Genomic DNA, 24,167 nt, shown 5'->3' on the forward strand with positions numbered 1-24,167 from the left:
AAACGGTCATCTCCAACTGACTTCCGTCAGTCCGGAAGCGGTTCGCCGACCTCGTCTTCGCCCGGCTCTTCCTCGGCGCCCAGTTTAAGATGCTGCTGCAATTGCTTGTTATTGCGCACCCCCAGTTTGCGCAGGCGCTCGGCGCTGGCCACCAGGTTGCCGCGGCCGCTGGACAGCTGTTTCATCGCGTCGCCGAAGCTGTCGCGCGCACTGTCCAGCTGCTTGCCCAGTTTCTCCAGATTGGCGGCGAAGCCGACGAATTTGTCGTACAAGGCGCCGCCCTGGCGCGCGATCTCCTGCGCGTTCTGGTTCTGGTATTCATAGCGCCAGATGCTGGCCACCGTGCGCAGCGTCGCCAGCAGGGTGCTGGGACCGACTATCATGATGCGGCGCTCGAAAGCCTCGCTGAACAGGCTCATGTCCTGCTGCACCGCCAGCAGATAGGCCGGTTCCACCGGGATGAACATGAACACGAAGTCCAGGGTGTTCAAGCGGTACAGGTCCTGGTAACGCTTTTCCGACAAGGTGCGGATATGGGCACGAATGGCCGCGACATGGGCTTTCATTTCCGCCGCGCGCTCGGCCTCGTCCTCGGCGGCGGTATAGCGCACATAGGCGTTCAGCGACACCTTGGAATCCACCACCAGCTGCTTGCCTTCCGGCAGGTCTATCACCACGTCGGGCTGATAGCGGCGGACGCCGTCCTCGCCGGCCACCACATCGGACACCTGCACCCGGTATTCGCGGTCCTTGTGCAGGCCGGAAGTCTCCAGCACCCGTTCCAGCACCATCTCGCCCCAGGTGCCCTGCGCCTTGCTGCTGGCGCCGGTCAAGGCATTGGTCAGCGCCGCCGCGTCGTCGCCCAGCCGGCTATTGAGCTCCTGCAGGCGCTTGAGCTCCGCCTCCAGCGACAAGCGCCCCTGGCTGTCTTTTTCATAACTGTCCTGCACCAGCTTGCCGAAATCCTGCAAGCGCTGCTGCAAGGGGCTGAGCAGATGATCCAGGTTCTGCTGGTTTTGCTCGGTGAAGCGCTTGGCCTTCTCCTCCAGGATGTCGCCGGCCAGCGCCTTGAACTGCGCCGCCATGCTTTCGCGCGCCTCGCGCAGCAGCTCCAGTTTTTCAGCATTCTGGCCGCGCTCCTGCTCCAGCAAGGTCGTCAATTCCTGCTCGCGCGCGGTGAGCCGGGTGATTTCCTCGCCCTGCGTCTGCGCCCGCCCCTGCAGCGCGGTCAACATCTTGCCCTGCTCTTCGCTGGCGGCGAGCAGCGCGCCGACACGGCGCAGCTCCGCTTGCAACTGGTCCAACTGCTTATCCCGCTCCTGCGCCTGCCGCTCCAGTTCCGGCACGCGCTGAGCGCGCGCCACATAAGCACCCAACTGGGTCTGGATGTCGCCCAACTGCTGCCCTTGTTGCTGCGCCTGAGCCAGCGCGACCCGTTCCCGCTGCCGGCATTCATCCAATTGCAGGCGCGTCATTTCCTGCTGCGCCTGCAGGTCAGCCGCCTGCCGCGCGAGACGACCGCGCAGCACGGTCGCGGCCGCGCCGGCGGCCAGCAGCCCCAGCAACAAGCCGATCACCAACATTTCCATTACGTGACCTCTAATTGGCCGGCCCGCATCCCGCGGTCCGGCAACGACTGTTCGATGATGAAGCTAAGCCGTTGCGCCAAGGGTGCCGGCGGCACTTCGATGATGTGATAACCCAGACGCCGATAGGTGCGCTCCATCACGGCGCAAGTGCGCTCAGCCTCGGCGAAACTCTGCTTGCGCTCCGGGTCCTGCACGAATATCTCGCGCCACGGCGGCAACAAGAACACATGGCGATGATAGGGAAAACGCTCGGCGGCGGCTTGCATATGAGCGGGAATCGGCAGGCCGAGCAAGTCGAGATAGCCCAACACATCGGGCAGGCCGCGATCGAAGAACACCGGACCGGGCAAGCCCGCCGCCAGCCGCAGGCTGCGCAGTTCCCAGCCCAGCATCGCCTCGGCAAAAGCGCGAGGATCCACCCAGGGCAAGGCGCGCCCGCCTATCAACGCCTGATCCTGGATGATGGCGCGGCCGGCCTCGTCCATCACCGAATGTCCGGCTGCGCGCAAGGCTTCCAGCAAGGCACTCTTGCCGGCGCCCGGACCGCCGGTCAACACCAAGAAGCGCGAGTTCACACCGCAGTCCAATGCTGCAAATACACTTGCAGCTCCTTGCGGCCCTGCCACTCATTGGCGATCAGTTGGTAGACCGCGTCGACATTGTCCGGCAGCCACTCCACCTGGTTGAACAGCATGGCGTCGTACTCCTCGCCGTCGCGCGCCAGCCGCAGCTTCAGATGCTTGTCGCCGACCACGCGCTGGCTCATCACCGCGAAGCGGTCGTGGAAATACGGCACCGGGAAGCCCTGGCCCCAGACCTCGGCCGCCAATTGTTCGGCGAAGACCAGGTTCAGTTCGCGCGGCGCCAGGCTGCCATCGGTTTCTATGGTACGGGTCAGATGGCGCTCTTCCAGCAGTTCGCGCGCAACCGCCTCGAAGGCGCGCTGGAATTCGTCGAAACGCGCTTGCCGCAGGCTCAGGCCGGCCGCCATCGCGTGGCCGCCGAACTTGAGGATCAGGCCGGGATGGCGCTTGAACACCAGATCCAGCGCGTCGCGCAGATGGAAACCGGGAATCGAGCGGCCCGAGCCCTTGATTTCGCCGTCGTCACCGGGCGCGAACACAATGGCCGGGCGGTGGAAACGCTCTTTCAGCCGCGAGGCGACGATGCCGACCACGCCCTGATGCCAATCGTCGCGGAACAGGCTCAGCGTATAGCGGTTGTCGGCGTCGATGCCGGACAGCGCCGCCAGCGCCTCGTCCTGCATGCCGTGCTCTATGCTGCGCCGCTCGCGGTTGAGCTGGTCCAGCTGCTGCGCCAGCCGCATCGCCTGCTCCTCGTTGGCGGCCAGCAGGCAGGCGATGCCCAGGCTCATGTCGTCCAGGCGGCCGGCGGCGTTCAGGCGCGGGCCCAGCGTGAAGCCGAGGTCGAAGGTATTCGCCTTGTAATGGGCGCGGCCGGCGACGCGGAACAGCGCGGCGATGCCCGGCGTCATGCGGCCGGCGCGCATGCGCTTGAGGCCGTTTTCCACCAGGGTGCGGTTGTTCTGATCCAGCCGCACCACGTCGGCCACCGTGCCCAGCGCCACATAGTCCAGCAACTCGCCCAGATTGGGCTGGCCGCGCTCGTCGAACACGCCGCGCCGGCGCATTTCGGCGCGCAAGGCCAGCAGCACGTAGAACATCACGCCGACGCCGGCCAGGTTCTTGGACGGGAATTCGCAGCCGGGCTGATTCGGGTTGACGATCAACGCCTCCGGCAGCACATCGCCGGGCAGGTGGTGATCGGTGACCAACACCTCGATGCCGCGCGCCTTGGCGGCAAGCACGCCGTCGACGCTGGCGATGCCGTTGTCGACGGTGACGATGATGTCCGGGCTCTGACGCGCGGCCAGTTCAACGATTTCCGGCGTCAGGCCATAACCGTATTCAAAGCGATTGGGCACGATGAAATCCACGCGCGCGCCCAGCATGGACAGGCCCTTGACCGCCACCGCGCAGGCGGTGGCGCCGTCGGCGTCGTAGTCGGCCACCACCAGCAGGCGCTGACCGGCGGCGACGGCGTCGGCCAGCCGGCTGGCCATCGGCTGGATATTTTTCAGATCCTGATAGGGCAGCAAGGCCTTGAGGCCGTAATCCAGCTCGGCGCAGTCGCAGATGCCGCGCGCGGCGTACAGCCGCGCCATCAGCGGGCTCAAGCCCTGGCGCAGCAATTGTTCCTGGGTGTCGGCCGGTATGGCGCGGGGGACGATTCGGGACATGTTTTCTCAGTACAAGGCGGACAACGGCAGCGGCCGCTTCCAGAATTTCCATAGATCATTGCGGCGGATGTTCAATTCCAGACCCTTGGGGCCGTGCGCGCGCAGCGTCAGGCTGTCGATGCGGCCTTGGCGCAGCGCCTGCAACAGCGGCGCGAACCAGTCGCGCTCCAGCCGCAGCAGCGCGTCGCGCCAGCCCCAGGCGTCGCGGTATTGCGCCGCCGCCTGCAACGCGTCCAGCACTAGCAGGCTGTCGCGGCCGCCGGCCTGGTCGATGAAGCCGGCGAAGTCGTAAGGCGCCGGCAGACAAGGCGCGCCGGCCTCGGCGGCGATCAGGCCCAGCCAGTCCTCGTCGGCGAACACCTGCTCGGCCGGCGCGCGCCAGTCCGGCTCGGCTCCGCCGCCCCACAGCCACAGGCTGTTGACGCTGAGTTCGCCGCGCGCCTCGCGCGCGTCGTTCAGCGGATGGGTGTACAACAGCATCTGCGCTTCATTCAGCAGCCGGCTCCAGTCCAGGCCGCGCTCGCCCCGCGGCAGGTGGGCGTTGACGTCCTCGCCCACCGCGTCCGGCAAGGGCGTGAAGCTGGCGGCTGCGGCGGCCTCCAACTGCAGCAGCCAGCGCCCCGGTTCCAGCGGATGGATGCGCCAGCCGTCCTCGGCGAAATGGCGGTTCAGCGCGGCGGCCAATTCGTCCGCCTCCGCCTGGCTCAAGCTCATCACGCCGATATCGGCCAGCAAGGCGCGGTCGCGGTCCACGCGCAGATGCACCGGATCGGCCAGCAGCCAATCCCCCTGCTCCGCCGGCAAACCGGCCTGCCGCGCCAGCAAGCGCGCCAGGCCCTCGGTCGAACCGCGCCACGGTACGGCCAGCATTTCGCTCAAGGCCGCCGGCCGTTCAAGGCGCGCGCCCTGGCCCAGCAAACGCTGCAGGGCCGGCATTTCCAAGCCCTTGCACACATCGGCGCCGTCGTGACCGTCCAGCCAGAGCAAACCCGGCAACTGCAATGTCAATTTCATTTATCGCTACACAAGGATGGCGAGATCGAAGTAATATCAAAGCCTTGCAAAAATGCCATGGCATCGCAGCCAGGCGCAATCAGGCCGATAGCATCCGGAATCGCGGCTATAATTTACAGTTTGTACAGGAACTTATGTCGCGTCAGCGCTCCAAACATCCAGACGCGGCCGCAAGGCCTGTGATTGGCGCACATACGGAACGACAAAGGTTGGCGATGCCAGCTTTTTTAAGTGAACGATGGATTATCGCAAACTGCTACATATCCCGCAAAACTGCTTCCACAAGCTGGTGAACAATCACCTGAGCCTGCTGGGCATAGCCGCTTCGCTGCCGCTGTTCGGCATGGCCACCGCTTTTGCCGTGGCCCAGAACGGCGCCCAGCCCGCCAAGCCGGAAGTCTTGCAAAAAGAAGTGACCGAGCAGCTGAGCCTGCCGGCCTTTTCCTTCAGCGAAAGCGCCACCCGTTACTGGCGTGACGAGGCGATCCAGCGCGGCGACACCATCGCCCGCGTGCTGAACCGCCTAGGCATCCGCGACAGCGAGGCCAACCGCTTCCTGCATTCCAGCCCGCTGTCCAAGGATTTGCTCAAGCTGAAGACCGGCGCCACGGTGTCGGTGCAAACCAACGATCTGGGCGAATTGTTCGGCCTGCGCTTCCTCAACGACGATGAAAACGGCGAACAGGTGCTGGTGGCCATCGAGAAGGTCAACGGCGAATGGCAGGCCAGCGCCGACCCCATCGCCACCGAGGCGGTGCAGACGGTGCGCTCGCTGCCCATCACCCGCTCAGTCAGCGCCGCGCTGGCCAAGGCCCAGGTGCCGCGCGACATCCGCGCCCAGCTGACGGAAATCTTCGCCGACCAGTTCAACATCAACTCCCTGGGCAAGGGCGACCGCATCAATCTGGTGTACGAAACCCTGCTCTACAACGGCGCGCCCATCGCGGCCGGCAATCTGCTGGCGGTGGAAATCAAGCGCGCCGGCAAGCTGCACCAGGCGTTCTACTTCGCCCACGACAGCGAATCCGGCGCCTACTATGACGCGCAGGGCAAGCCGATCAAGCAAGGCTTCAGCCAGCAGCCGGTGGCCAATGCCCGCATCAGCTCCGGCTTCGGCTTCCGCAAGCACCCGATCTTGCGCTCGCTGCGCCTGCATTCCGGCGTGGACTACGCCGCCGCCTCCGGCACCCCCATCATCGCCCCCGCCGACGGCACCCTGGTCAAGGTGGAGCGCCAGAACGGCTATGGCAATATGGTGGAAATCCGCCACAATCAGAAAATGACCACGCTGTACGCGCACATGAGCCAGTTCGCCAAGGGCGCCCGCGCCGGCAAGAGCGTCAAGGCCGGCGAAGTGATAGGTTATGTCGGCAGCACCGGCCGCTCCACCGGCCCGCACCTGCACTTCGAAGTGCGGATCAACGGCCAGGCGGTGGACCCGGCCACCAACGCGCTGCCGACGCCGGGACTGAGCAGCACTCAGCTGGCTGAATTCAAATCCGGCAACCGGCAGTTGACCGCTCACCTGCAATTGCTGCGCGAGCTGCCCACCAATATCGCACTGCTAGACTGATGAATGAACGCTTGATCGGACTGATGTCCGGCACCAGCCTGGACGGCGTCGACGCCGTGCTGGTGCGCTTCGACGAACAGGGCGCGCCCCGCGTCGAGGCCGACCACTTCCTCGCCTATCCGCCGCGGCTGCGCGAACAGGCGCTGGCGCTGCAAGCCCGCGGCGACAACGAGCTGGACCGCGCCGCCAGGCTGGCCAATGAACTGGCCGAGCTGTACGCCCAGGCGGTCAACGGCTTGCTGGCCGCGCAAGCGCTCGCGCCGGCGGACATCGCCGCCGTCGCCTGCCATGGCCAGACCATACGCCACGCGCCGGACGCCGGCTACACCTGGCAGGCCGGCAATATGGCCCGCCTCGCCGAATTGACCGGCATCGACGTGATCGCCGACTTCCGCAGTCGCGACCTGGCCGCCGGCGGCCAGGGCGCGCCCTTGGTGCCGGCCTTTCACCAGGCGGTATTCGGCGCGCCGCGGCAAGGCCGCGTGATCTTGAACATCGGCGGCATCAGCAATCTGACCCGGCTGCACCCGGATCTGCCCATCATCGGCTTCGACTGCGGTCCGGGCAATATGCTGATGGACGCCTGGTGCCTGCGCCATCAGGGCAGTCCCTACGACGCCGACGGTCAATGGGCCGCCCAGGGCCAGGTGGACGCCTCGCTGCTGCAGACATTGCTGGCCGAGTCCTTCTTCCTGCAGCCGCCGCCCAAGAGCACCGGCCGCGATCTGTTCGACCTGCCCTGGCTGGAGCAGAAACTGCTGGGCCGCCATGTGCCGGCGGTCGATGTGCAGGCCACGCTGCTGGAATTGAGCGCGCTCAGCATCGCCCAGGCCATCACCCTGCACTGCCCGAGCAACCAGGCGGTGTACGTCTGCGGCGGCGGCGCGCGCAACGGCGCGCTGATGCGCCGCCTGGCCGCCTTGCTGCCGCAACAGCGCATCACCGGCACCGCGGAACTGGGCCTGCCCGAACATCAGGTCGAGGCCGCCGCCTTCGCCTGGCTGGGCTGGCGCTTTCTGCGCCGCCAGCCCGGCAATCTGCCGGAGGTGACCGGCGCCGCCGGCGAACGCGTGCTCGGCGCGCTGTATCCCCGCTAAGCGTTTCAACAGGGAACGCCATCAAGTCTTGTCAGCAAAGTTGAATACATTCCGACACGCTTAAAGCAGGCGTGTCAGGCTATAATCAGCGACAGTCATAGCCGAACAAGAGAAAAATGCGACTTTTCAAGCGCAAAGCCGTAGTCAAGAACAATCAAACGCCCTTGCCGCCGCAGCTGGCCTCGCTGCTGCGCGAGGCGTGGTGGCTATTGATGGCCGTATTGGCCGTCTACCTGGTCTTGGTGCTGGCCAGCTACTCCTCGCTCGATCCCTCTTGGTCGCACAGTTCGTCCGATCCCACGGTGCGCAATTACGGTGGCGCTTTCGGCGCCTGGCTGTCCGACATGCTGCTCTATGTGTTCGGCCTGTCCGCCTGGTGGCTGGTGGTGTTCTGCCTGGTGGCCATCGCCTGGGGCTATCAGCGCATGGAAACCCTGGGCTTCAAGCTCAATCCCATCACCGTCGCCGCCATCGGCGGCTTCCTGCTGCTGCTGTTTTCCAGCGCCAGCATAGAAGCCATCATCCTGGCGGAGAAGGCGCTGAACCTGCCGCTGTCCGCCGGCGGCATGTTCGGCCATTTCATCGGCCTCGGCATCGCCCGCGGCCTGGGCCTGTCCGGCGCCTATCTCTTGCTCAGCGTGCTCGCCGCCATCGGTTTCTCGCTATTCACCGGCCTGTCCTGGCTGGACATCATGGAACGGCTGGGTGGCGCGCTGGAAGACGGCGCGCTCAAGCTGTGGCAGCAATGGCAGGCGCGCCGCGACCGCGAGATCGGCAAGGAAATCGCGCAGAAGCGCGAGGAAAAGATCACCACCGCGAAAAAGAAGAACGAGGAAAAAACGCCGCTGCGCATCGAGCCGCCGGTGCTGGACGTGCCGCTGTCCACCAAGGCGCAGAAGCCGGTGCAGCAATCCTTGTTCGCCGATCCTAAGGATGGCGCGCTGCCCGGGCTGACGCTGCTGGAAGCGCCCAAGGAACAGCAGGAGCCGGTGTCGCAGGACACCGTGGAATACACCTCGCGCCTGATCGAGCGCAAGCTGGCCGACTTCGGCGTCGACGTCAAGGTGGTGGCCGCCTATCCCGGCCCGGTGATCACCCGCTACGAAGTGGAGCCAGCGGTGGGCGTCAAGGGCGCGCAGATCGTCAACCTGATGAAGGACCTGGCGCGCGCCCTCTCCCTGGTGTCCATCCGCGTGGTGGAAACCATTCCGGGCAAGACCTATATGGGCCTGGAGCTGCCCAACCCCAAACGCCAGATCGTGCGGCTGTCGGAAATCGTCGGCTCCGACGGCTACCAGAATATGGGATCGCGGCTGACCATGGCGCTGGGCAAGGATATCGCCGGCCAGCCGGTGTCGGCCGACCTCGCCAAGATGCCGCATGTGCTGGTGGCAGGCACCACCGGCTCCGGCAAATCGGTGGCGATCAACGCGATGATCTTGTCGCTGCTGTACAAGTCCACGCCCAAGGAAGTGCGGCTGATCATGGTCGACCCCAAGATGCTGGAACTGTCGATCTACGAAGGCATTCCCCATTTGCTGGCGCCGGTGGTCACCGATATGAAGCAGGCCGCCAACGCGCTGAACTGGTGCGTGGCGGAGATGGAACGGCGCTACAAGCTGATGTCCAAGCTGGGCGTGCGCAATCTGGCCGGCTTCAACCAGAAGATCAAGGACGCCGACAAGAGCGGCGAAAAGATACCCAATCCGTTCAGCCAGACGCCGGAGATGCCCGAGCCGCTGGACACCCTGCCGCTGATCGTGGTGGTGATAGATGAGCTGGCCGACCTGATGATGGTGGCCGGCAAGAAGATAGAAGAACTGATCGCGCGGCTGGCGCAGAAGGCGCGCGCCGCCGGCATCCATTTGATCCTGGCCACGCAGCGGCCGTCGGTGGACGTGATCACCGGCCTGATCAAGGCCAATATCCCGACTCGCATCGCCTTCCAGGTGTCCAGCAAGATAGACAGCCGCACCATTCTGGACCAGATGGGCGCGGAAACCCTGCTCGGCCAGGGCGACATGCTCTATCTGCCGCCAGGCACCGGCTACCCGGTGCGGGTGCACGGCGCCTTCGTCGCCGACGAGGAAGTCCATCACGTGGTGGAGTTCCTGAAGAGCACCGGCGGGCCGGACTATGTGGAAGGCATCCTCAGCGGCCAGAGCGACGGCGATGACGGCGTCGCGGCCGGCGGCGATGGCGAGGCCGGCGGCGAAGCCGATCCTCTGTACGACGAAGCGGTGGCCATCGTGCTGAAAACCCGCAAGGCGTCGATCTCCTCGGTGCAGCGCCATCTGCGCATAGGCTATAACCGCGCCGCGCGGCTGATCGAGCAGATGGAATCCGCCGGCCTGGTGTCGGCGATGGAAAGCAACGGCAACCGCGCGGTGCTGGCGCCGTCCCGCGAAGACTAAGACTAAGCCATTCGCCCCCAAACCCGGCCGGGCGTCATGCCGCCCGGCCTCAACCAAGAGGTCCCGCATGGCGGATTTCAAGCCCGAACCCCCGTTTCGCCACGACTACACGCCCAAGACCGGCGTGCTGCTGCTCAATCTGGGCACCCCGCAAGCGCCCACCGCCAAGGCGCTGCGCCCTTATCTGAAGGAATTCCTGTCCGACCGCCGCGTGATCGAGATCCCGCGCGCCATCTGGTGGCTGATTCTCAATGGCGTGATCCTGAACACCCGCCCCGCCCAATCCGCCAAGAAATACGCGGCGATCTGGGACAAGGACGGCTCGCCGCTCTACACCCACACCCGCAAACAGGCGGCGCTGATCAAGGGCCAGTTGGGCGAGATGGGCTTGCGCGACCTGGTGGTGGATTTCGCCATGCGCTACGGTGAGCCCTCGGTGGAAAGCGTGATCGCGCGCATGCGCGAACAGGGGGTGGAACGGCTGCTGGTGCTGCCCTTGTATCCGCAGTACGCGGCCTCCTCCAGCGCCACCGCGCTGGACCAGGTGTTCCGCGCGCTGATGAAGCTGCGCAATATGCCGGAACTGCGCACCATCCGCCATTTCCACGATGACCCCGGCTATATCGCCGCGCTGGCGGCGCAGGTGCGCGCCCATTGGCTGGCCCACGGCCGCGGCGACAAGCTGGTGATGAGTTTTCACGGCGTGCCGCGCTTCACCCGCGACAAGGGCGACCCCTATCACTGCGAATGCCAGAAAACGGGACGCTTATTGGCGGAAGCGCTGGGCCTGAGCGAGCAGGAATACCAGATATGCTTCCAGAGCCGTTTCGGCCGCGCCGAATGGCTGCAACCCTATACCAGCGAAGTGCTGAGCAAACTGGGCAAGGATAAGACCGGCAAGCTGGACATTCTCTGTCCGGGCTTTGTCGCCGATTGTCTGGAGACACTGGAAGAAATCGCGATGGAGGGCAAGGAAACCTTCCTCAGCCACGGCGGTGGCGAATATCGCTACATTTCTTGTTTGAATGAAAACCCGCAATGGATTCTCGCGATATCGACTATGATCAAACAGAATCTGGCCGGATGGTGCGAAGCCCAGGCGGAAAACGCCCCACTGAGGCAGCAGCGCGCCAAGGCGCTTGGCGCCGAAAATTAAACATGCGCCCGACAAAAACAAATCAAATTAGCATTTAAATACAATGCACTAAGTAAAAACCAACGCCACCTGGTCATTTTTCCAGGTGGCGTTTGCGCTTTAGACACACCATTAGCAGAAAAGTTTAACGATAGTTGTGCTACTCCCCGGTTTCGACATTGACACTCGCGTAAACAGCTACCCATAATCAAACGCAACCAGCGGTCATTTTCACATTTCCGCTGGCCACAAAGAGATGACTAGAGTCTACAGAATAGAGAATCAGGGGATACATCACATGAACAAATATGTCCGCCTCAGCGTCATTGCCGCTGCCGCCATGACCCTGGCCGCTTGCGGCAAGCAAGAGCAACCGGCCGCCAACCAGGCTGCGTCGGCCCCGGCTCAAACCGCGGGCGACGGCGCCGTCGTCAAGATCGGCCAGGTATCGCCGATGTCCGGTCCGATTTCCCATCTGGGCAAGGACAATGAATACGGCGCCAAGCTGGCGATCGCCGATCTGAACGCCGCCGGCGTCGAAATCGGCGGCAAGAAACTCAAGTTCGAACTGGTGTCGGAAGACGACCAGGGCGATCCGAAAATCGGCACCCAGGTTGCGCAGCGCCTGGTGGACGCCGGCGTCGCCGGCGTGGTCGGCCACCTGAATTCGGGCACCACCATTCCCGCGTCCAAGATCTACTCCGACGCCGGGATTCCGCAGATTTCCCCGTCCGCCACCAATCCGGATTACACCAAGCAAGGCTTCAAGACCACCTTCCGCGTGATCGCCAACGACGTGCAACAAGGCCGCGCGTTGGGCGAGTTCGCCGCCACCGGCCTGAAGGCCAAGAAGATCGCCATCATCGACGACCGCACCGCCTACGGCCAGGGCCTGGCCGATCAGTTTGAAGCCGCGGTCAAGGGCAAGGGCGCCGATGTGGTGAAGCGCGAGTTCACCACCAACACCGCCACCGACTTCAACGCCATCCTGACCTCGATCAAGTCCGCCAAGCCGGACCTGATCTTCTACGGCGGCATGGACGCGCAAGCCGGCCCGCTGGCCAAGCAGATGCAGCGCCTGGGCCTCAAGGCCAAGCTGATGGGCGGCGACGGTTGGCAAACGCCGGAGTTCATCAAGCTGGCCGGCGAGGCTTCCGACGGTCAGTACGCGTCCAGCTGCGGCGTGCCGCGCGACAAGATGCCGGGCTTTGCCGCCTTCAACGACAAGTTCAAGAAGCAGTTCAACACCGAGGTGCAGATCTACGCGCCGTACGAGTACGACGCGGTGATGGTGCTGGTGGACGCGATGAAGCGCGCCAAGTCCACCGACCCGAAAACCTATCTGGCCGAAGTGGGCAAGACCAGCTACACCGGCGTGACCGGCAAGATCGCCTTTGACGACAAGGGCGACATCAAGAATGGCGCGGTCACCGTGTATCAGGTCAAGGGCGGCAAGTGGGAAGTGGTGTCCACCGTCGGCGGCGAAGCCGCCGCCGCGCCGGCCGCCAGCGCCGCCCAATAAGCTCCGCACGCAGCAAAACCCAGAAGAGGCGCCATGCGCCTCTTTTTCTTTGCGCGCCGCCAACAAAAATGGCGCCCGCGGGCGCCATCGACAAACACCCCCGTCGCGCTCAGTCGCGGAACTGCGGCGCCTGGCCGCTCATCATCGCCATGCCGGCCTTCTGGATATCCTCGGAAATCAGCATCGCCGCGTTCCAGGCCGCCACGTAGTTGAGACCGTCCGCCACGGTATGGTCGCGGCTGTAATTGAGCACTTCCTTGCAGCCGCGCATCGCCAGCGGCGACTTGGCGGCGATCAGTCGCGCCGATTCCAACGCCGCCGCCAGCACCGCGTCGGCATCCGGCAGCACCCGGTTGACCAGGCGCATGGCCAGCGCCTCTTCCGCCGCCACGTCGCGGCCGGTCAAGGCCAACTCGCGCGCCAGGCCTTCGCCCACCACCCGCGGCAGACGCTGCAGCGAACCCACATCGGCCACCATGCCGACATCGATCTCGCGCACCGAGAACACCGCGTTCGCGGCGGCGAAACGGAAATCCGCCGCCAGCGCGATATCCAGGCCGCCGCCGACGCAGGCGCCGTGCACCGCGGCGATCACCGGCTTGGCGCAGCGCTCCAGGCTGTTGACGCAATCCTGCAAATCCAGGATCAGCCGGCGCAGCTTCTCGCGCTTGCGCGCCTCGCAGTCGTCGGCTATCGCCGCCTGCACGCCCATCAGCATGGCCAGGTCGATGCCGGAACAGAAATGCCGGCCCTCACCGGCCAGCACGCCCACGCGCGCCTCCGGCGTCTGATCCAGCCATTCGAAGGCCGCGCGCAAGTCCTGCCACATCTGACGATTCAGCGCATTGGCCTTGTCCGCGCGTTTGAAGCGGATCAGCGCCACCCGATCGTTCAGCTCTATGCCCACCGTTTCCAGATTGATCATGCCGCCGCTCCTTGTTCCGGGCGCTTCTTGGGAATCCACGCCCACAGCATTTCACACTCGATCGGCGCCTCGCCGGATTCGTCGGTGACCTGCACCGGCACCAGCACCTCGCCCTTTTCCGTATCGTGCATCAGTTGGATCTGCTCCAGGCTCAGGCTGGCCACCGCGCGCATATCGCCCTGCGAGCGGCGCACATAGTTGACCTTCATCGACTTGAGCAACATCAGCTTGTCGTCCGGCATATTCATGCCGACGACGAAGCCGGTCGAAGTCTCCGCCAACAGCGCCATCGCCGCGGCGTGCACGCCGCGGATATGGTTCTGCACCTTCTTGCGGTTGCGGATGGACACCGTCAGCCGCTGATGGCCAACGTCCTCGAAACGCAGGCCGGCGGTGGACAGAAACGGCACGATCTTGCCGAACATCATGCTGAGCACCGTGCTGCGCAGGCCGGCGGGCAGCTTGCCCACCTTGTCGGCAATGCGGCTCATGCTGTTTTTCTTGTATTCCATATAGCGCCCCTCTACTTGTTATCGTGATTACCGCACTCAATGTCCGAGCAAGCCCAGCACCGCGCGCACCTGCCGCTTGATGGTGTCCAGCGCGCAGTCGTCTATGCGCGCCAGTTGCAGCGCGCCCTGCAAGGCAGAGAACAGCATCATGCCGATGGCCTCCGGCGTGCCGGCGTAACACATCTGGCCGCTGGCCGCGCCGCGCCTGGTGATGTCCACCGCCCATTGCCGCATTTCGTCGATGAAGGCGGCCGCTTCCCGCTGCATATCCTCGGGCAGGGTCAGGAACTCGGTGCTGAGGATGCCGCTGGGACAGATCTGCCTATGCTGCCGGTAATAGCTGTCGCTGAGGCCGAAATACGCCTCCAGCTGCGCGCCGGGATCCAATTCCGCCTGCTGCTCGATGAAACGCCGGAAGCGGCGACGATAGCGCTGGATCAGCGCCACGCCCAGATCGCTCTTCTTGGGAAAGTGATAATGGATGGCGGCGTTGCGCACTCCCAGTTCACTGCTGATGTGCTGATAGCTGAAGGCATTGAAGCCACGGCTGAGCAGCAACTGCTCGGCGATGTCCAGAATGCGCTTGCGGGTGTCGGTCTTGGGATCGGAGCCTTGAGTCATGCGAAGCACTCTACTTACTGGTCAGTAAGGTGTCAATTGCACGATTTTACAAGTAAAGCTGGAAACTGAATCAATCGTCCCCATCTCTAAACCCCGATGCCTATCCAAGACGCCCTTGGGCGAGCGCCGCCGGCGCCGCGCCCGGAAAATCCGCCCGCTTGCGCCTACCATTAGGTCATGGGCCCCAATCCCGCCCCACCACCCACTGCACCCTAAGCCACACCTAGATGAGCGAAAACATTGATTCCCCCAGCCTGGAACAGGCGCTGCGCCAGATCGGCCAATCCCCTTCCCCGCTGGACGCGCTGTCCGCGCTATTGCAATGCCTGCGTCCCGACGACGCCGACAAGCCGCAGCAGGCGGTGGTCAATCTGCAGGCGCTGTCCTATCTGCTGGAGCACAGCGCCGACGACCGCGCGGCCCTGCGCAAGGCCTTGCTGCAGCTGCTGACCGAAACCCGGCAGATCCCGCTGTACACCGAATGCGGCATCCTGGCCAACGAAGGCTTCGGCTCCACCTTGCTGCGCCGCGTCGGCGAACGCATCCTGCCCATGCCCTACAAGGCGGACTCGCTGCAGGACCGCTTCAGCCGGCTGTTCAGCTGGAAACAGGATTATGTGTGGCTGGCGACGATACCCGACGCCACCTGGCACGCCTTGTGGCGGGCGATGGCCTGGCAGGAGAACGACAATGCCGATGGCTGGCAGCAGACTCGGCTGCAATTGCTGGAATCGGTGCAAGTGCTGTCCGCCCAGATCACCGCCATCGGCCTGGAGCCGGAGCTGGTGCGCATCAACCCGGACATCGAGCGCTTCGAATCGCCGTTTCTCAATCTGAACGCCGAGGTGCAGCGCTATGTCGACGGCTACCGCCGCGACCTGATCGAGGGTCTGGAGCGCGCGGAAGACGACAAGCATGTGCAGGTGCTGCTGGACCAGTGCGAGAACATACTCAACAAGGTGCGCAAGAACGCGCGCCGCTTCGGCATCTCGGTCAACCTCACCTATCACGGCCTGCGGCTGGCGCAAAGCATTGCCCGCATCCGCGCACTGCTGGCGATACTTGACCCGGAACACGATCCGGCCACCCAGCCCCATTTGTTCCAGCTCATCGTCACCTTCGCGCGCGCGGAAAACCGCAAATACAGCCTGCGCGATCTGTTCAAATCCAATGTGGAACTGCTGGCGCTGCAAGTCACCGAGCACGCCGGCCGCCACGGCGAACACTATATCGCCGAGAGCCGCCAGGAATGGACCGGCATGGCCAAGGCGGCGATGGGCGCCGGCCTGATCGTCGGCTTCATGGCATTGATCAAGCTGATGCTCAGCCGCGGCCACCTGCCGCCGCTGTGGGAAGGCATCTCCTTCGGTCTCAACTACGCGCTGGGCTTCATCATCGTGCAGATCCTGCACCTGACCATAGCCACCAAGCAGCCGGCGATGACCGCCGCGCGCATCGCCGCGGTGCTGCACGAGAACCACGGCCACAAGAAACAGCTGGAAGACCTGGCCGATCTGGTGGTCAAGGTGATGCGCACCCAATTCGTCGCCATCCTCGGCAATGTGCTGCTGGCCATTCCCACCGCCGGCCTGATCGCCTTCGCCTGGCAGGCAGCCTTCGGCGCGCCGGTGGTGGATGTGGCCAAGGCGCAGCGCCTGATGCACGATATCGATCCCATTCACAGCCTGGCGCTGCCGCACGCCGCCATCGCCGGGGTGTTCCTGTTCCTGTCCGGCCTGATCGCCGGCTATTACGACAATAAGGCGATCTACCGCCGCATCCCGGAACGCATTTCCTCCCACCCCGGCCTCAAGCGCCTGCTGGGCGAGCACCGCGCCTGGAAACTGGGCAGCTATATCGAACACAATCTGGGCGCGCTGGCCGGCAACTTCTACTTCGGCATGTTCCTGGGCCTGACCGGCACCATAGGCTTCATCCTCGGCCTGCCCATCGACATCCGCCACATCACCTTCTCCGCCGCCAACCTGGCCTTCGCCACCGTGGCGCAGGACTTCCAGCTGCCTCTGGCCACGGTGCTGCTGGGCTGCGCCGGCGTGGCGCTGATCGGCCTGACCAACCTGGCGGTCAGCTTCTCGCTGGCGCTGTGGGTGGCGCTGCGTTCGCGCAAGCTGTCCGGCAGCCTGCTGTGGCCGCTGGTGCCTATGCTGTTCAAACGCTTCCTCGGCGCGCCGCTGTCCTTCTTCCTGCCGCCCAAGAGCCCGCCGCCGGAGAACGGCGGCGAAGCCGGCGATGCCGCCGAGGCCAAGCACGGCTCCTAGCATCGAAGGAAAGCCTGGGCCGCGGCGGCGTCAACCCATGACCGCGGCCCGCGTTATGACGGAAACCACACCGTCGGTGATCTCGCGCGCCGCGCTAAAGTCCTGACTGGAATGGTCGATAAGTATTCATCCGCGCGCCGCGCGCCGCCTTCTACAATGGAAGCTGCGGCGTCAGCCCGCGCCGGCCTGGCAGCCGGAAGCAGCAACGTGATGGACGCATTACGACAACAAGATTCTTGAATCTCTAGCATTGCAGCGCGCCCATGGCAGCGGATCGCGCGGGGAGAAGTCGTCATGGCATCCATTACCACCAGCGTTGGACCGCTGGACGTTCAAAGCATCGTCAGCCAGCTGATGTCGGTCGAATCTCAGCCGCTGACGGAAAGCCAGAACCGGGTCAGCAACTACCAGTCCCAGCTCAGTTCCATCGGCCAGATCAGCTCGGCGCTGTCCGGCCTGCAGACCTCGGTCACCGCCATGGCCTCGGGCAGTTTCCTGCAGCAGTTCCAGGTCACCTCCACCGACAACACCATCGCCACCGCCAGCACCACCTCCGGCGGCGTGGCCGGCAATTACGCGCTCAACGTCACCCAGTTGGCGCAGCCGCGGCAATTGGTGTTCGACCAAACCTCCGGCGGCCAGGCCATCACCGACCAGAACGCGGCGCTGGCCGGTGCGCCCAGCGCGCTGAGTTTCAACATCAACGGCACCACCAGCACCGTGCAACTGGGCCAGAACGGCTCCACCATCTCGCTGTCCTCCATCGCCGACAGCATCAATAGCGCCGGCATCGGCGTCAACGCCTCGGTGGTGCAGTACAACAACAACTACTCGCTGGTGCTGGCCTCATCGCAATCCGGCCCCGCCAACGCCTTCAGCATCACCGCCGGCGGCAGCGATAGCGGCACCACCTCCGGCAACACCCTGGCCGGCCTGGGCCAGAGCAGCTCCGCCGTCAGCGAGTCGGCGGCGGCCCAAGATGCCCACCTCACCGTCAATGGCGTTAACGTCTCCTCCAGCAGCAACACCCTGAGCAATGTGATCAACGGCGCCACCGTCAATCTCAACAAGCTGGGCCAGGCGACGCTGAACATGAGCCAGAACACCGCCAACGTCACCTCGACGCTGCAAAGCTTCGTCAGCGCCTACAACCAAGTGATCAGCTCCAGCAACTCCGCGCTTGGCGGCAGCATGAAGAACAATAGCGATGTGATCGGCCTGCAAGAACAGCTGGCCGGCCTGCTCAGCACGCCGGTGCCCGGCGTCAACGCCACCAGTTCTTACGCCTACCTGGCCCAGGTCGGCATCACCCAACAGGCGGACGGCACGCTGAAACTGGATTCCACCGCCTTCACCACCGCGCTGACCGCCAATCCCAGCGCCGTCGCCAATCTGTTCGGCAACGCGCAGAACAATGGCTACGCCAACACCTTCAATACCGCCATCAACAACCTGCTGGGACCCAATGGCATGATCACCACCGACCAAGGCGACATCAACACCAAGATCAGCGACGAAACCAATCTCCAGTCCCAGCTCAACAACCAGCTGGCCAATGAGAAGAGTTCGCTGCTCAACCAGTACACCACGTTGAACAGCGAGTTGTCCGCCATGCAGCAGTCGACTTCCAGCCTGGCCAATCTGCTCGCCTAAAGAACCTGCTCCAAGCCCTCCGCGGCGGCGGCGCTCGGCGTCGCCGCCGCGTTTGCCGTATACTGGCGCAACTCACGCAGCCCCGCGCTGTCGAACCCCGTTTGCACCGGCCTTTCCGGCCCCGGATTCAATGACTGCCCGCATTCAATATTCTCGTCGTCAATTACTCCAGATGGGCGCGCTCAGCGCCGGCCTTGGCCTCTTGCAAGGATGTCGCACCATGGTTGATCAAACCCTTCCCGCTCCGACCGTTGCCGCCGGCAGCAGCCTCTACTTCACAGCCTGCTCCGGCCCGCTGCCGGACGCGCGCCAAAAACAACTGGCGGTGGAACGGCTGCGCCAGGCCGGCTACCAGTTGGAAAACGTCCAGGCCCTGGACCGCCGCGAGCAGCGCTTCGCCGGCAGCGACGCGCAAAGACTGGCCGACCTCAACCAGCTGATCTCGCGCCGACGCGCGCCGCAGTTGCTGGTGGCCGGCCGCGGCGGCTACGGCGCAACCCGCCTGCTGCCGCATATCGACTACGGCCGGCTGTGTCCGCTATTGCGCGAATCCGGCAGCCAACTGATAGGCTACAGCGATTTCACCGCCATCCAGCTGGCCCTGCTGGCCAAGGGCGGACTGGGCAGCTTCGCCGGCCCCATGGTCAGCGACTTCGGCGCCAAGCAAGTCAGCGCCTTCACCCTCAACGAATTCCTGACCACCACCACCACCGCCAACCGCCAGCTGCGCGTCGACACGCCGCAGCGCCACAATGCCAGCGGCGAGGGCATTTTCTGGGGCGGCAACCTCAGCGTGCTCAGCAGCCTGGTCGGCACCCCCTATCTGCCGGACATCAAGGGCGGCCTGCTGTTCCTGGAGGACGTCGCCGAGCAACCCTATCGCATCGAGCGCATGCTGCAGCAGTTGCATCAGGCCGGCGTGCTGGCCAAGCAGCGCGCCATTTTCATCGGCGACTTCAATATGAACCGCCAGATCGACATCTACGATCCCGGCTACACCCTGGACGCGGTACTGGCGGAAATCCGTCGCCTGACCGGCCTTCCGGTACTGACTGGCATTCCTTTTGGTCATGTCCACGACAAGACCACGCTGCCGCTGGGCTTCCCGGCCCGCTTCAGCGCCGACGGCGGCGGCCTGACGCTGCAGTTCTTCGACTACCCGGTAACGCCGGCTAATCCCCAGCAAAAAGAATTGCTTAGCGCCACCGCGCCGTTCTAAGCGCGCGCTTGACCGCCGCCGCTCGCGCGCGGCGCGCCTTGACGCTCCGGCTAGACTAGGGCAAGTTTTTCGGCTTGCCCCTCATGCCTCGCCAGGAGTCCCGCATGCCTCGTCGTTTTCCGCTGCTTGTCGGCGCGCCGCTACTCTTGGGCGCGCTCACGCTGCCCGCCGCCGCCGGCTATCAAACTCCGCCCGCCGAACTGCAAGCGCTGGTGGACGCGCCGCGCCCGCCGCTGCAAAGCCTGGGACCCAAGCGCCAAACCCTGCTGCAGATCCAACGCCCCGGCCTGCCAGGCATCGCCGATGTCGCCCAGCCGGAGCTCAAGCTGGCCGGCCTGCGCCTCAACCCGGCGATGCGCGCCGCCAGCCGCTTCGACTTCGGCAATGCGCTCAGCTTGCTGGACCTGGGCCAGGCTCGTAGCCGCGCGGTGCAAGGCCTGCCCGCCCACGCTCGCATCGCCGACAGCGCCTGGTCCGCCGATGAAAGCCGCGTCGCCTTCAGCCTATGGGGCGCCAAGGGGGTGGAGCTCTGGCTGCTAGACGTCGCCAGCGCCCGCGCGCGCCGCCTGGGTGATTTCCATCTCAACGCCGCCGCCGGCCCCGGCTTCGCCTGGCTAGGCCAGCAATTGCTGGTCAAGCTGGTGCCCGCGCGCCAAGGCCCGGCGCCGCGCGCGCCGGCCGCGCCGGACGGCCCCAATATCCAGCAAAGCGAGGGCGGCGCGCTGTCGCAAACCCGCACCTACCCCGACCTGCTCAAGACCGCCTACGACGCCGACCTGCTGGACTACCAATTGCAAAGCCAGCTGGCGCTGGTCGGCATGGACGGCAAACTCAGCCTCATCGGCCAGCCGGAACGCTATCTCGGCGTCAGCGGCGCGCCCAACCGCCAATATCTGCTGACCACCCGGCTGCAACGCCCCTATTCCACGCTGGTGCCGCTGTCGCGCTTTCCCAAGCGCATCGACGTGCTGGATCGGCAGGGACGCATCGTGCGCACCGTGGCCCAGCGGCCGCTGCTGGAACGCATGCCTTCCGGCAATGACGCGGTGGAGGCCGGTCCGCGCGAAGTGGCCTGGCGCGCCGATGCGCCGGCCAGCCTGTTCTGGGTCGAGGCATTGGACGGCGGCGACCCTGGCCGCGCCGCCGCCGAGCGCGACGCGCTCTTTCTGCAAGCCGCGCCCTTCCAGCAAGCGCCGCGCCAATGGCAGCGGCTGGCCAGCCGCTTCGTCGACATCCGCTGGGGCCGCGGCGACCTGGCCCTGGTGCGCGAACACTGGTGGAAAACCCGGGAATTGAAAGTCTGGCGCGCGCGCCCCGATCAAGACGCCGCGCCGGAACTGCTGAGCAGCCGCAAATCCGAAGACCGTTATAGCGACCCCGGTGAGGCCGCCACGGTCAGCAATGCCAATGGCCAGTTGGTGCTGCAGACCACGCCGGACGGCAAGGCCATCTACCTGCTTGGCGATGGCGCCGGCCCGGATGGCGACCGCCCCTTCGTCGACCGCTACGCGCTGGACGACAAGCGCGCCACCCGTTTGTGGCAATCACGGGCGCCGTGGTTCGAACAAGCGCTGGCGCTGCTGGACGACAAGGCAGGCCAGTTGCTGCTCAGCCGCGAATCTCCGTCGCAGCCGCCCAACCTCTACCGGCTGGAACCAGGCCGGCCGGCCAGCCTGGCCATGCTGACGCATATGCCGCATCCGACGCCGCAGTTGCAGAACGTGGGCAAGCAGTTGCTGCGCTATCGCCGCGCCGATGGCGTGGAACTGACCGCCACCTTGTATCTGCCGCCCGGCTACCAAGCCAAGCGCGACGGCCCGCTGCCGCTGCTGATGTGGGCCTATCCCACCGAATTCAAAACCGCCGCCGCGGCCAGCCAGGTGACGGAATCGCCGTACCGCTTCAACCGCATCAGCTATTGGGGGCCGCTGGCGATGCTGGCGCGCGGCTACGCGGTGCTGGACGACCCCGGCATGCCCATCGTCGGCGAAGGCGACAAAGAACCGAACGACAGCTATCTGCCGCAACTGAAAATGAACGCCCAGGCCGCGGTGGACGAAGTGCTGCGCCTAGGCGTGGCCGACCCCGCCCGCATCGCCGTCGGCGGCCATTCCTACGGCGCCTTCATGACCGCCAATCTGCTGGCGCACACCCGGCTGTTCCACGCCGGCATCGCCCGCTCCGGCGCTTACAACCGCACGCTGACGCCCTTCGGTTTCCAGTCGGAGGAACGCAATTTTTGGCAGGCCAAAGCGGTGTATCAAACCATGTCGCCGTTCAACTACGCCGAACAGATCAAGGACCCGCTGCTGCTGATCCATGGCGAAATGGACAACAACCCCGGCACCTTCCCGCTGCAGAGCGAACGGCTGTACCAGGCGCTACAGGGCCTGGGCGCCACCGCGCGGCTGGTGACGCTGCCGGCGGAAAGCCATGGCTACCGCGCGCGCGAGTCGATACTGCATATGCTGTGGGAGCAGGATCGCTGGCTGGAACGTTATCTGGGCCGCGCCAGCGCGGCGAAGACGCTCGGCTGAGCCGCGGGCAAGACAAGGCCTTGCGCTTGAAGCCGCGGCGCGCCCGCTGGCGGCGACAGGCCTAGAGCGGCCTCTCAGGCGGCGGGATCGCGCGCGGCGGCGGACAGCCAGCGCCGCACCGCTGCCTCTTCCTCCTCAGCAAAGCCGGCTAGCAGCGCCTCGTCCAGCGCGTGCACCCGTTCGCGGCAACGCTCCAACAAGGCCAAACCCTGAGCACTGACGTCGATGTGGAGGATGCGGCCATGTTCCGCGTGCCGCCGCCGCGTCACCGCCCCTCTCGCCTCCAGATTGCCGACGATCACCGTGACCGTTGGCGCGGTCAGCACCGCGATGCGGGCGATGTCGGCATTGGAACAGCCGGGATAGGACGCCAGCATCGTCAACACCGTGAACTGCGGCGGCGTGATGTCCAGATCGGCCAAGGCCCGCTCCATCCGCAAGCGATGCGCCGCAGCGGCCTGACGCAATAGATAACCCAGGCGCCCTTCCGGCCCGCGTTTGTCCTCGCCCGCCTCCGGCAATGACATTTGCCTATTGCGCATAATGTTAGACCTCTAATATTATCTTAGAACTCTATCATTGCACGGAGCCGTCAAGATGTCATCCGCCCCCAAGCACGCCGCCAAGTGGCTGCCCATCGCCTGGTTCACCATTTTCCTGGTCGGCACCGACTTATTCGTCATCTCGCCGCTGCTGCCGCTGATCGGCCGCGAACTGGGCTATCAACCCGCCTCTCTCGCCGTGCTGGTCAGCGCTTTCAGCCTGACCTACGCCATCGCCTGTCCCTTGCAGGGACGCCTGGCCGAGCGCTGCGGCGCGCGCGGCGTGTTGCTGTTCGGCATCGCGGCCCTCGCCGCCGCCAATGCCTATACCGCGCTGGCCACCAGCCTTGCTCATCTCTTGGCCAGCCGCGTGCTGGCGGGATTCGCCGCGGCCTCCATCTCACCCATGCTTTACGCCCTCGCCGCCGAACATGCCGAAACGGAGCGGCGAGCCTCCCGCATGGCTCAGGTCAATTCCGGGCTGGTGATCGCGCTGGGACTGGGCGCGCCTTTCGGCCTGCTGGTCGGCGATATCGGCAACTGGCGTCTGGTCTTCCTCGGCCTGGCCTCGGCCTTGACGCTGATGCTGCCGCTCAATATGCGCGCCTGGCGCACGGCCGGCGGCCCGCCGCCGCGCGCCGCTCAGGGCGCGGCCGCCGCGCCGGAAAGCCTGCTGCAAGCCTGGCCGCATCTGCTCACCATGACCGCCTGGGCATCCAGCGTCTACGCCGGTTACACCTTGTTGGCCACCGCGCTCGGGCGGGAACACGCCGCCGACGCCGGCCACATCGCCGCGCTGCTCAGCAGCTTTGGTTGCGGCGCCGCGCTGGGCGTGCTGCTGGGCGGCAAGATCGCCGATCGCATCGGCTCATGGCCGATGGTGCAAGCCGCCTTGCTGGCGATGAGCGCCATCTTCGCCGCCCTGGCCTGGCTCTGGTCCGCCGCATCGCTGCCGGTGCTGGCAGCCGGCCTGTTCTTGCTGGCCTTGAGCGCCTACGGCTTCTTCCCCGCGGCGCAAGCCCATGCCGCGCAACACTTCCCCCGCCGCCGGACCACGGTGCTCGGCATGATGAGCAGCGCCCTCTACCTGGGCATCACTATCGGCGCCGCCGCGGGCGCTCAGCGCTTTCAACACGCCGGCATGCCGGCGGTGTTATGCCTGTCCGCCGTGCTGGCCGGTCTTGGGGCGCTGGCCGCGCGCGCCCACGGCCGGCGGCAAGGCCGCCCAAGCCCGCGCATAGCCTGAGAACCTGTTCAAGGTCTGCTGCGCTTCGT

At 65.3% G+C, this 24,167-nt stretch carries 18 protein-coding genes; 10 read left to right on the plus strand and 8 right to left on the minus strand.

All coding sequences use genetic code 11. The features are described from left to right. Window positions 1-26 precede the first annotated feature (26 nt). Genes rmuC through VI26_RS17300 form a run of 4 tightly spaced genes read right to left on the minus strand, consistent with a single transcriptional unit; the run spans window position 27 to window position 4,863 of the window. Entirely contained in the window at window positions 27-1,589 is a 1,563-nt protein-coding gene (gene rmuC / locus VI26_RS17285; RefSeq protein WP_048411002.1) for a DNA recombination protein RmuC, read from the minus strand. Further along, a complete protein-coding gene (locus VI26_RS17290) occupies window positions 1,589-2,164 on the minus strand; it encodes an AAA family ATPase (protein ID WP_231581042.1) in 576 nt (191 codons plus the stop codon). Before VI26_RS17290 ends, rmuC begins: the two co-directional genes overlap by 1 nt. After that, a complete protein-coding gene (recJ, locus tag VI26_RS17295) occupies window positions 2,161-3,849 on the minus strand; it encodes a single-stranded-DNA-specific exonuclease RecJ (RefSeq protein WP_048411004.1) in 1,689 nt (562 codons plus the stop codon). The genes VI26_RS17290 and recJ overlap by 4 nt, the downstream gene beginning before the upstream one ends. Before the next feature lie 6 nt (window positions 3,850-3,855). Then, a complete protein-coding gene (locus tag VI26_RS17300) occupies window positions 3,856-4,863 on the minus strand; it encodes a hypothetical protein (protein WP_048411005.1) in 1,008 nt (335 codons plus the stop codon). 238 nt (window positions 4,864-5,101) lie between these two features. On the opposite strand from VI26_RS17300, the gene VI26_RS17305 reads away from it, so the two are divergent. From VI26_RS17305 to VI26_RS17325, 5 genes are all read left to right on the plus strand, one after another. Beyond that, a complete protein-coding gene (locus VI26_RS17305) occupies window positions 5,102-6,436 on the plus strand; it encodes a M23 family metallopeptidase (protein WP_048411006.1) in 1,335 nt (444 codons plus the stop codon). After that, entirely contained in the window at window positions 6,436-7,533 is a 1,098-nt protein-coding gene (locus VI26_RS17310) for an anhydro-N-acetylmuramic acid kinase (protein WP_048411007.1), read from the plus strand. Before VI26_RS17305 ends, VI26_RS17310 begins: the two co-directional genes overlap by 1 nt. Before the next feature lie 116 nt (window positions 7,534-7,649). Continuing rightward, the gene (locus VI26_RS17315; protein ID WP_048411008.1) at window positions 7,650-9,947 is read left to right on the plus strand and encodes a DNA translocase FtsK; all 2,298 of its coding nucleotides are present in this window, start codon (window positions 7,650-7,652) and stop codon (window positions 9,945-9,947) included. Between the two features lie 67 nt (window positions 9,948-10,014). Beyond that, window positions 10,015-11,103, plus strand: coding sequence for a ferrochelatase (gene hemH, locus VI26_RS17320; protein ID WP_048411009.1), 1,089 nt, complete (start codon window positions 10,015-10,017; stop codon window positions 11,101-11,103). A gap of 277 nt (window positions 11,104-11,380) precedes the next feature. Further along, window positions 11,381-12,604 carry a branched-chain amino acid ABC transporter substrate-binding protein gene (locus VI26_RS17325; protein ID WP_048411010.1) on the plus strand — a complete coding sequence of 408 codons (1,224 nt, stop codon included), beginning with the start codon at window positions 11,381-11,383 and terminating at the stop codon, window positions 12,602-12,604. Between the two features lie 109 nt (window positions 12,605-12,713). On the opposite strand, the gene VI26_RS17330 is transcribed toward VI26_RS17325, so the two are convergent. From VI26_RS17330 to VI26_RS17340, 3 genes are read right to left on the minus strand one after another with little or no spacing between them, the layout of a single operon-like run. Continuing rightward, a complete protein-coding gene (locus tag VI26_RS17330; protein WP_048411011.1) occupies window positions 12,714-13,529 on the minus strand; it encodes a crotonase/enoyl-CoA hydratase family protein in 816 nt (271 codons plus the stop codon). Beyond that, the gene (locus VI26_RS17335; protein ID WP_048411012.1) at window positions 13,526-14,041 is read right to left on the minus strand and encodes a DUF4442 domain-containing protein; all 516 of its coding nucleotides are present in this window, start codon (window positions 14,039-14,041) and stop codon (window positions 13,526-13,528) included. The genes VI26_RS17330 and VI26_RS17335 overlap by 4 nt, the downstream gene beginning before the upstream one ends. Before the next feature lie 36 nt (window positions 14,042-14,077). Further along, on the minus strand, window positions 14,078-14,662 hold the full coding sequence (locus VI26_RS17340) for a TetR/AcrR family transcriptional regulator (RefSeq protein ID WP_048411013.1): 585 nt from the start codon (window positions 14,660-14,662) through the stop codon (window positions 14,078-14,080). Between the two features lie 227 nt (window positions 14,663-14,889). Here VI26_RS17340 and VI26_RS17345 point away from each other — a divergent pair, with 227 nt between their 5' ends. The 4 genes from VI26_RS17345 to VI26_RS17360 all read left to right on the plus strand — a co-directional run bounded on the left by VI26_RS17345 (window position 14,890) and on the right by VI26_RS17360 (window position 22,350). Beyond that, entirely contained in the window at window positions 14,890-16,941 is a 2,052-nt protein-coding gene (locus VI26_RS17345; protein WP_231464225.1) for a site-specific recombinase, read from the plus strand. A 294-nt stretch (window positions 16,942-17,235) separates the two neighbouring features. Further along, entirely contained in the window at window positions 17,236-18,594 is a 1,359-nt protein-coding gene (fliD, locus tag VI26_RS17350; protein ID WP_048411014.1) for a flagellar filament capping protein FliD, read from the plus strand. Between the two features lie 220 nt (window positions 18,595-18,814). Next, complete coding sequence (locus VI26_RS17355; RefSeq protein ID WP_231581043.1) at window positions 18,815-19,813, plus strand: LD-carboxypeptidase; 999 nt, start codon at window positions 18,815-18,817, stop codon at window positions 19,811-19,813. 104 nt (window positions 19,814-19,917) lie between these two features. Beyond that, the gene (locus VI26_RS17360) at window positions 19,918-22,350 is read left to right on the plus strand and encodes an alpha/beta fold hydrolase (protein ID WP_048411016.1); all 2,433 of its coding nucleotides are present in this window, start codon (window positions 19,918-19,920) and stop codon (window positions 22,348-22,350) included. A 74-nt stretch (window positions 22,351-22,424) separates the two neighbouring features. Here VI26_RS17360 and VI26_RS17365 read toward each other — a convergent pair whose 3' ends face one another. After that, window positions 22,425-22,892, minus strand: a complete 468-nt coding sequence (locus tag VI26_RS17365; RefSeq protein ID WP_048411017.1) for a MarR family winged helix-turn-helix transcriptional regulator — start codon at window positions 22,890-22,892, stop codon at window positions 22,425-22,427. Between the two features lie 55 nt (window positions 22,893-22,947). On the opposite strand from VI26_RS17365, the gene VI26_RS17370 reads away from it, so the two are divergent. Continuing rightward, window positions 22,948-24,138, plus strand: coding sequence for an MFS transporter (locus tag VI26_RS17370; protein ID WP_048411018.1), 1,191 nt, complete (start codon window positions 22,948-22,950; stop codon window positions 24,136-24,138). Window positions 24,139-24,167 lie beyond the last annotated feature (29 nt).

It is taken from the genome of Chromobacterium sp. LK1 (assembly GCF_001043555.1).
Taxonomy (GTDB): Bacteria; Pseudomonadota; Gammaproteobacteria; order Burkholderiales; family Chromobacteriaceae; genus Chromobacterium; species Chromobacterium aquaticum.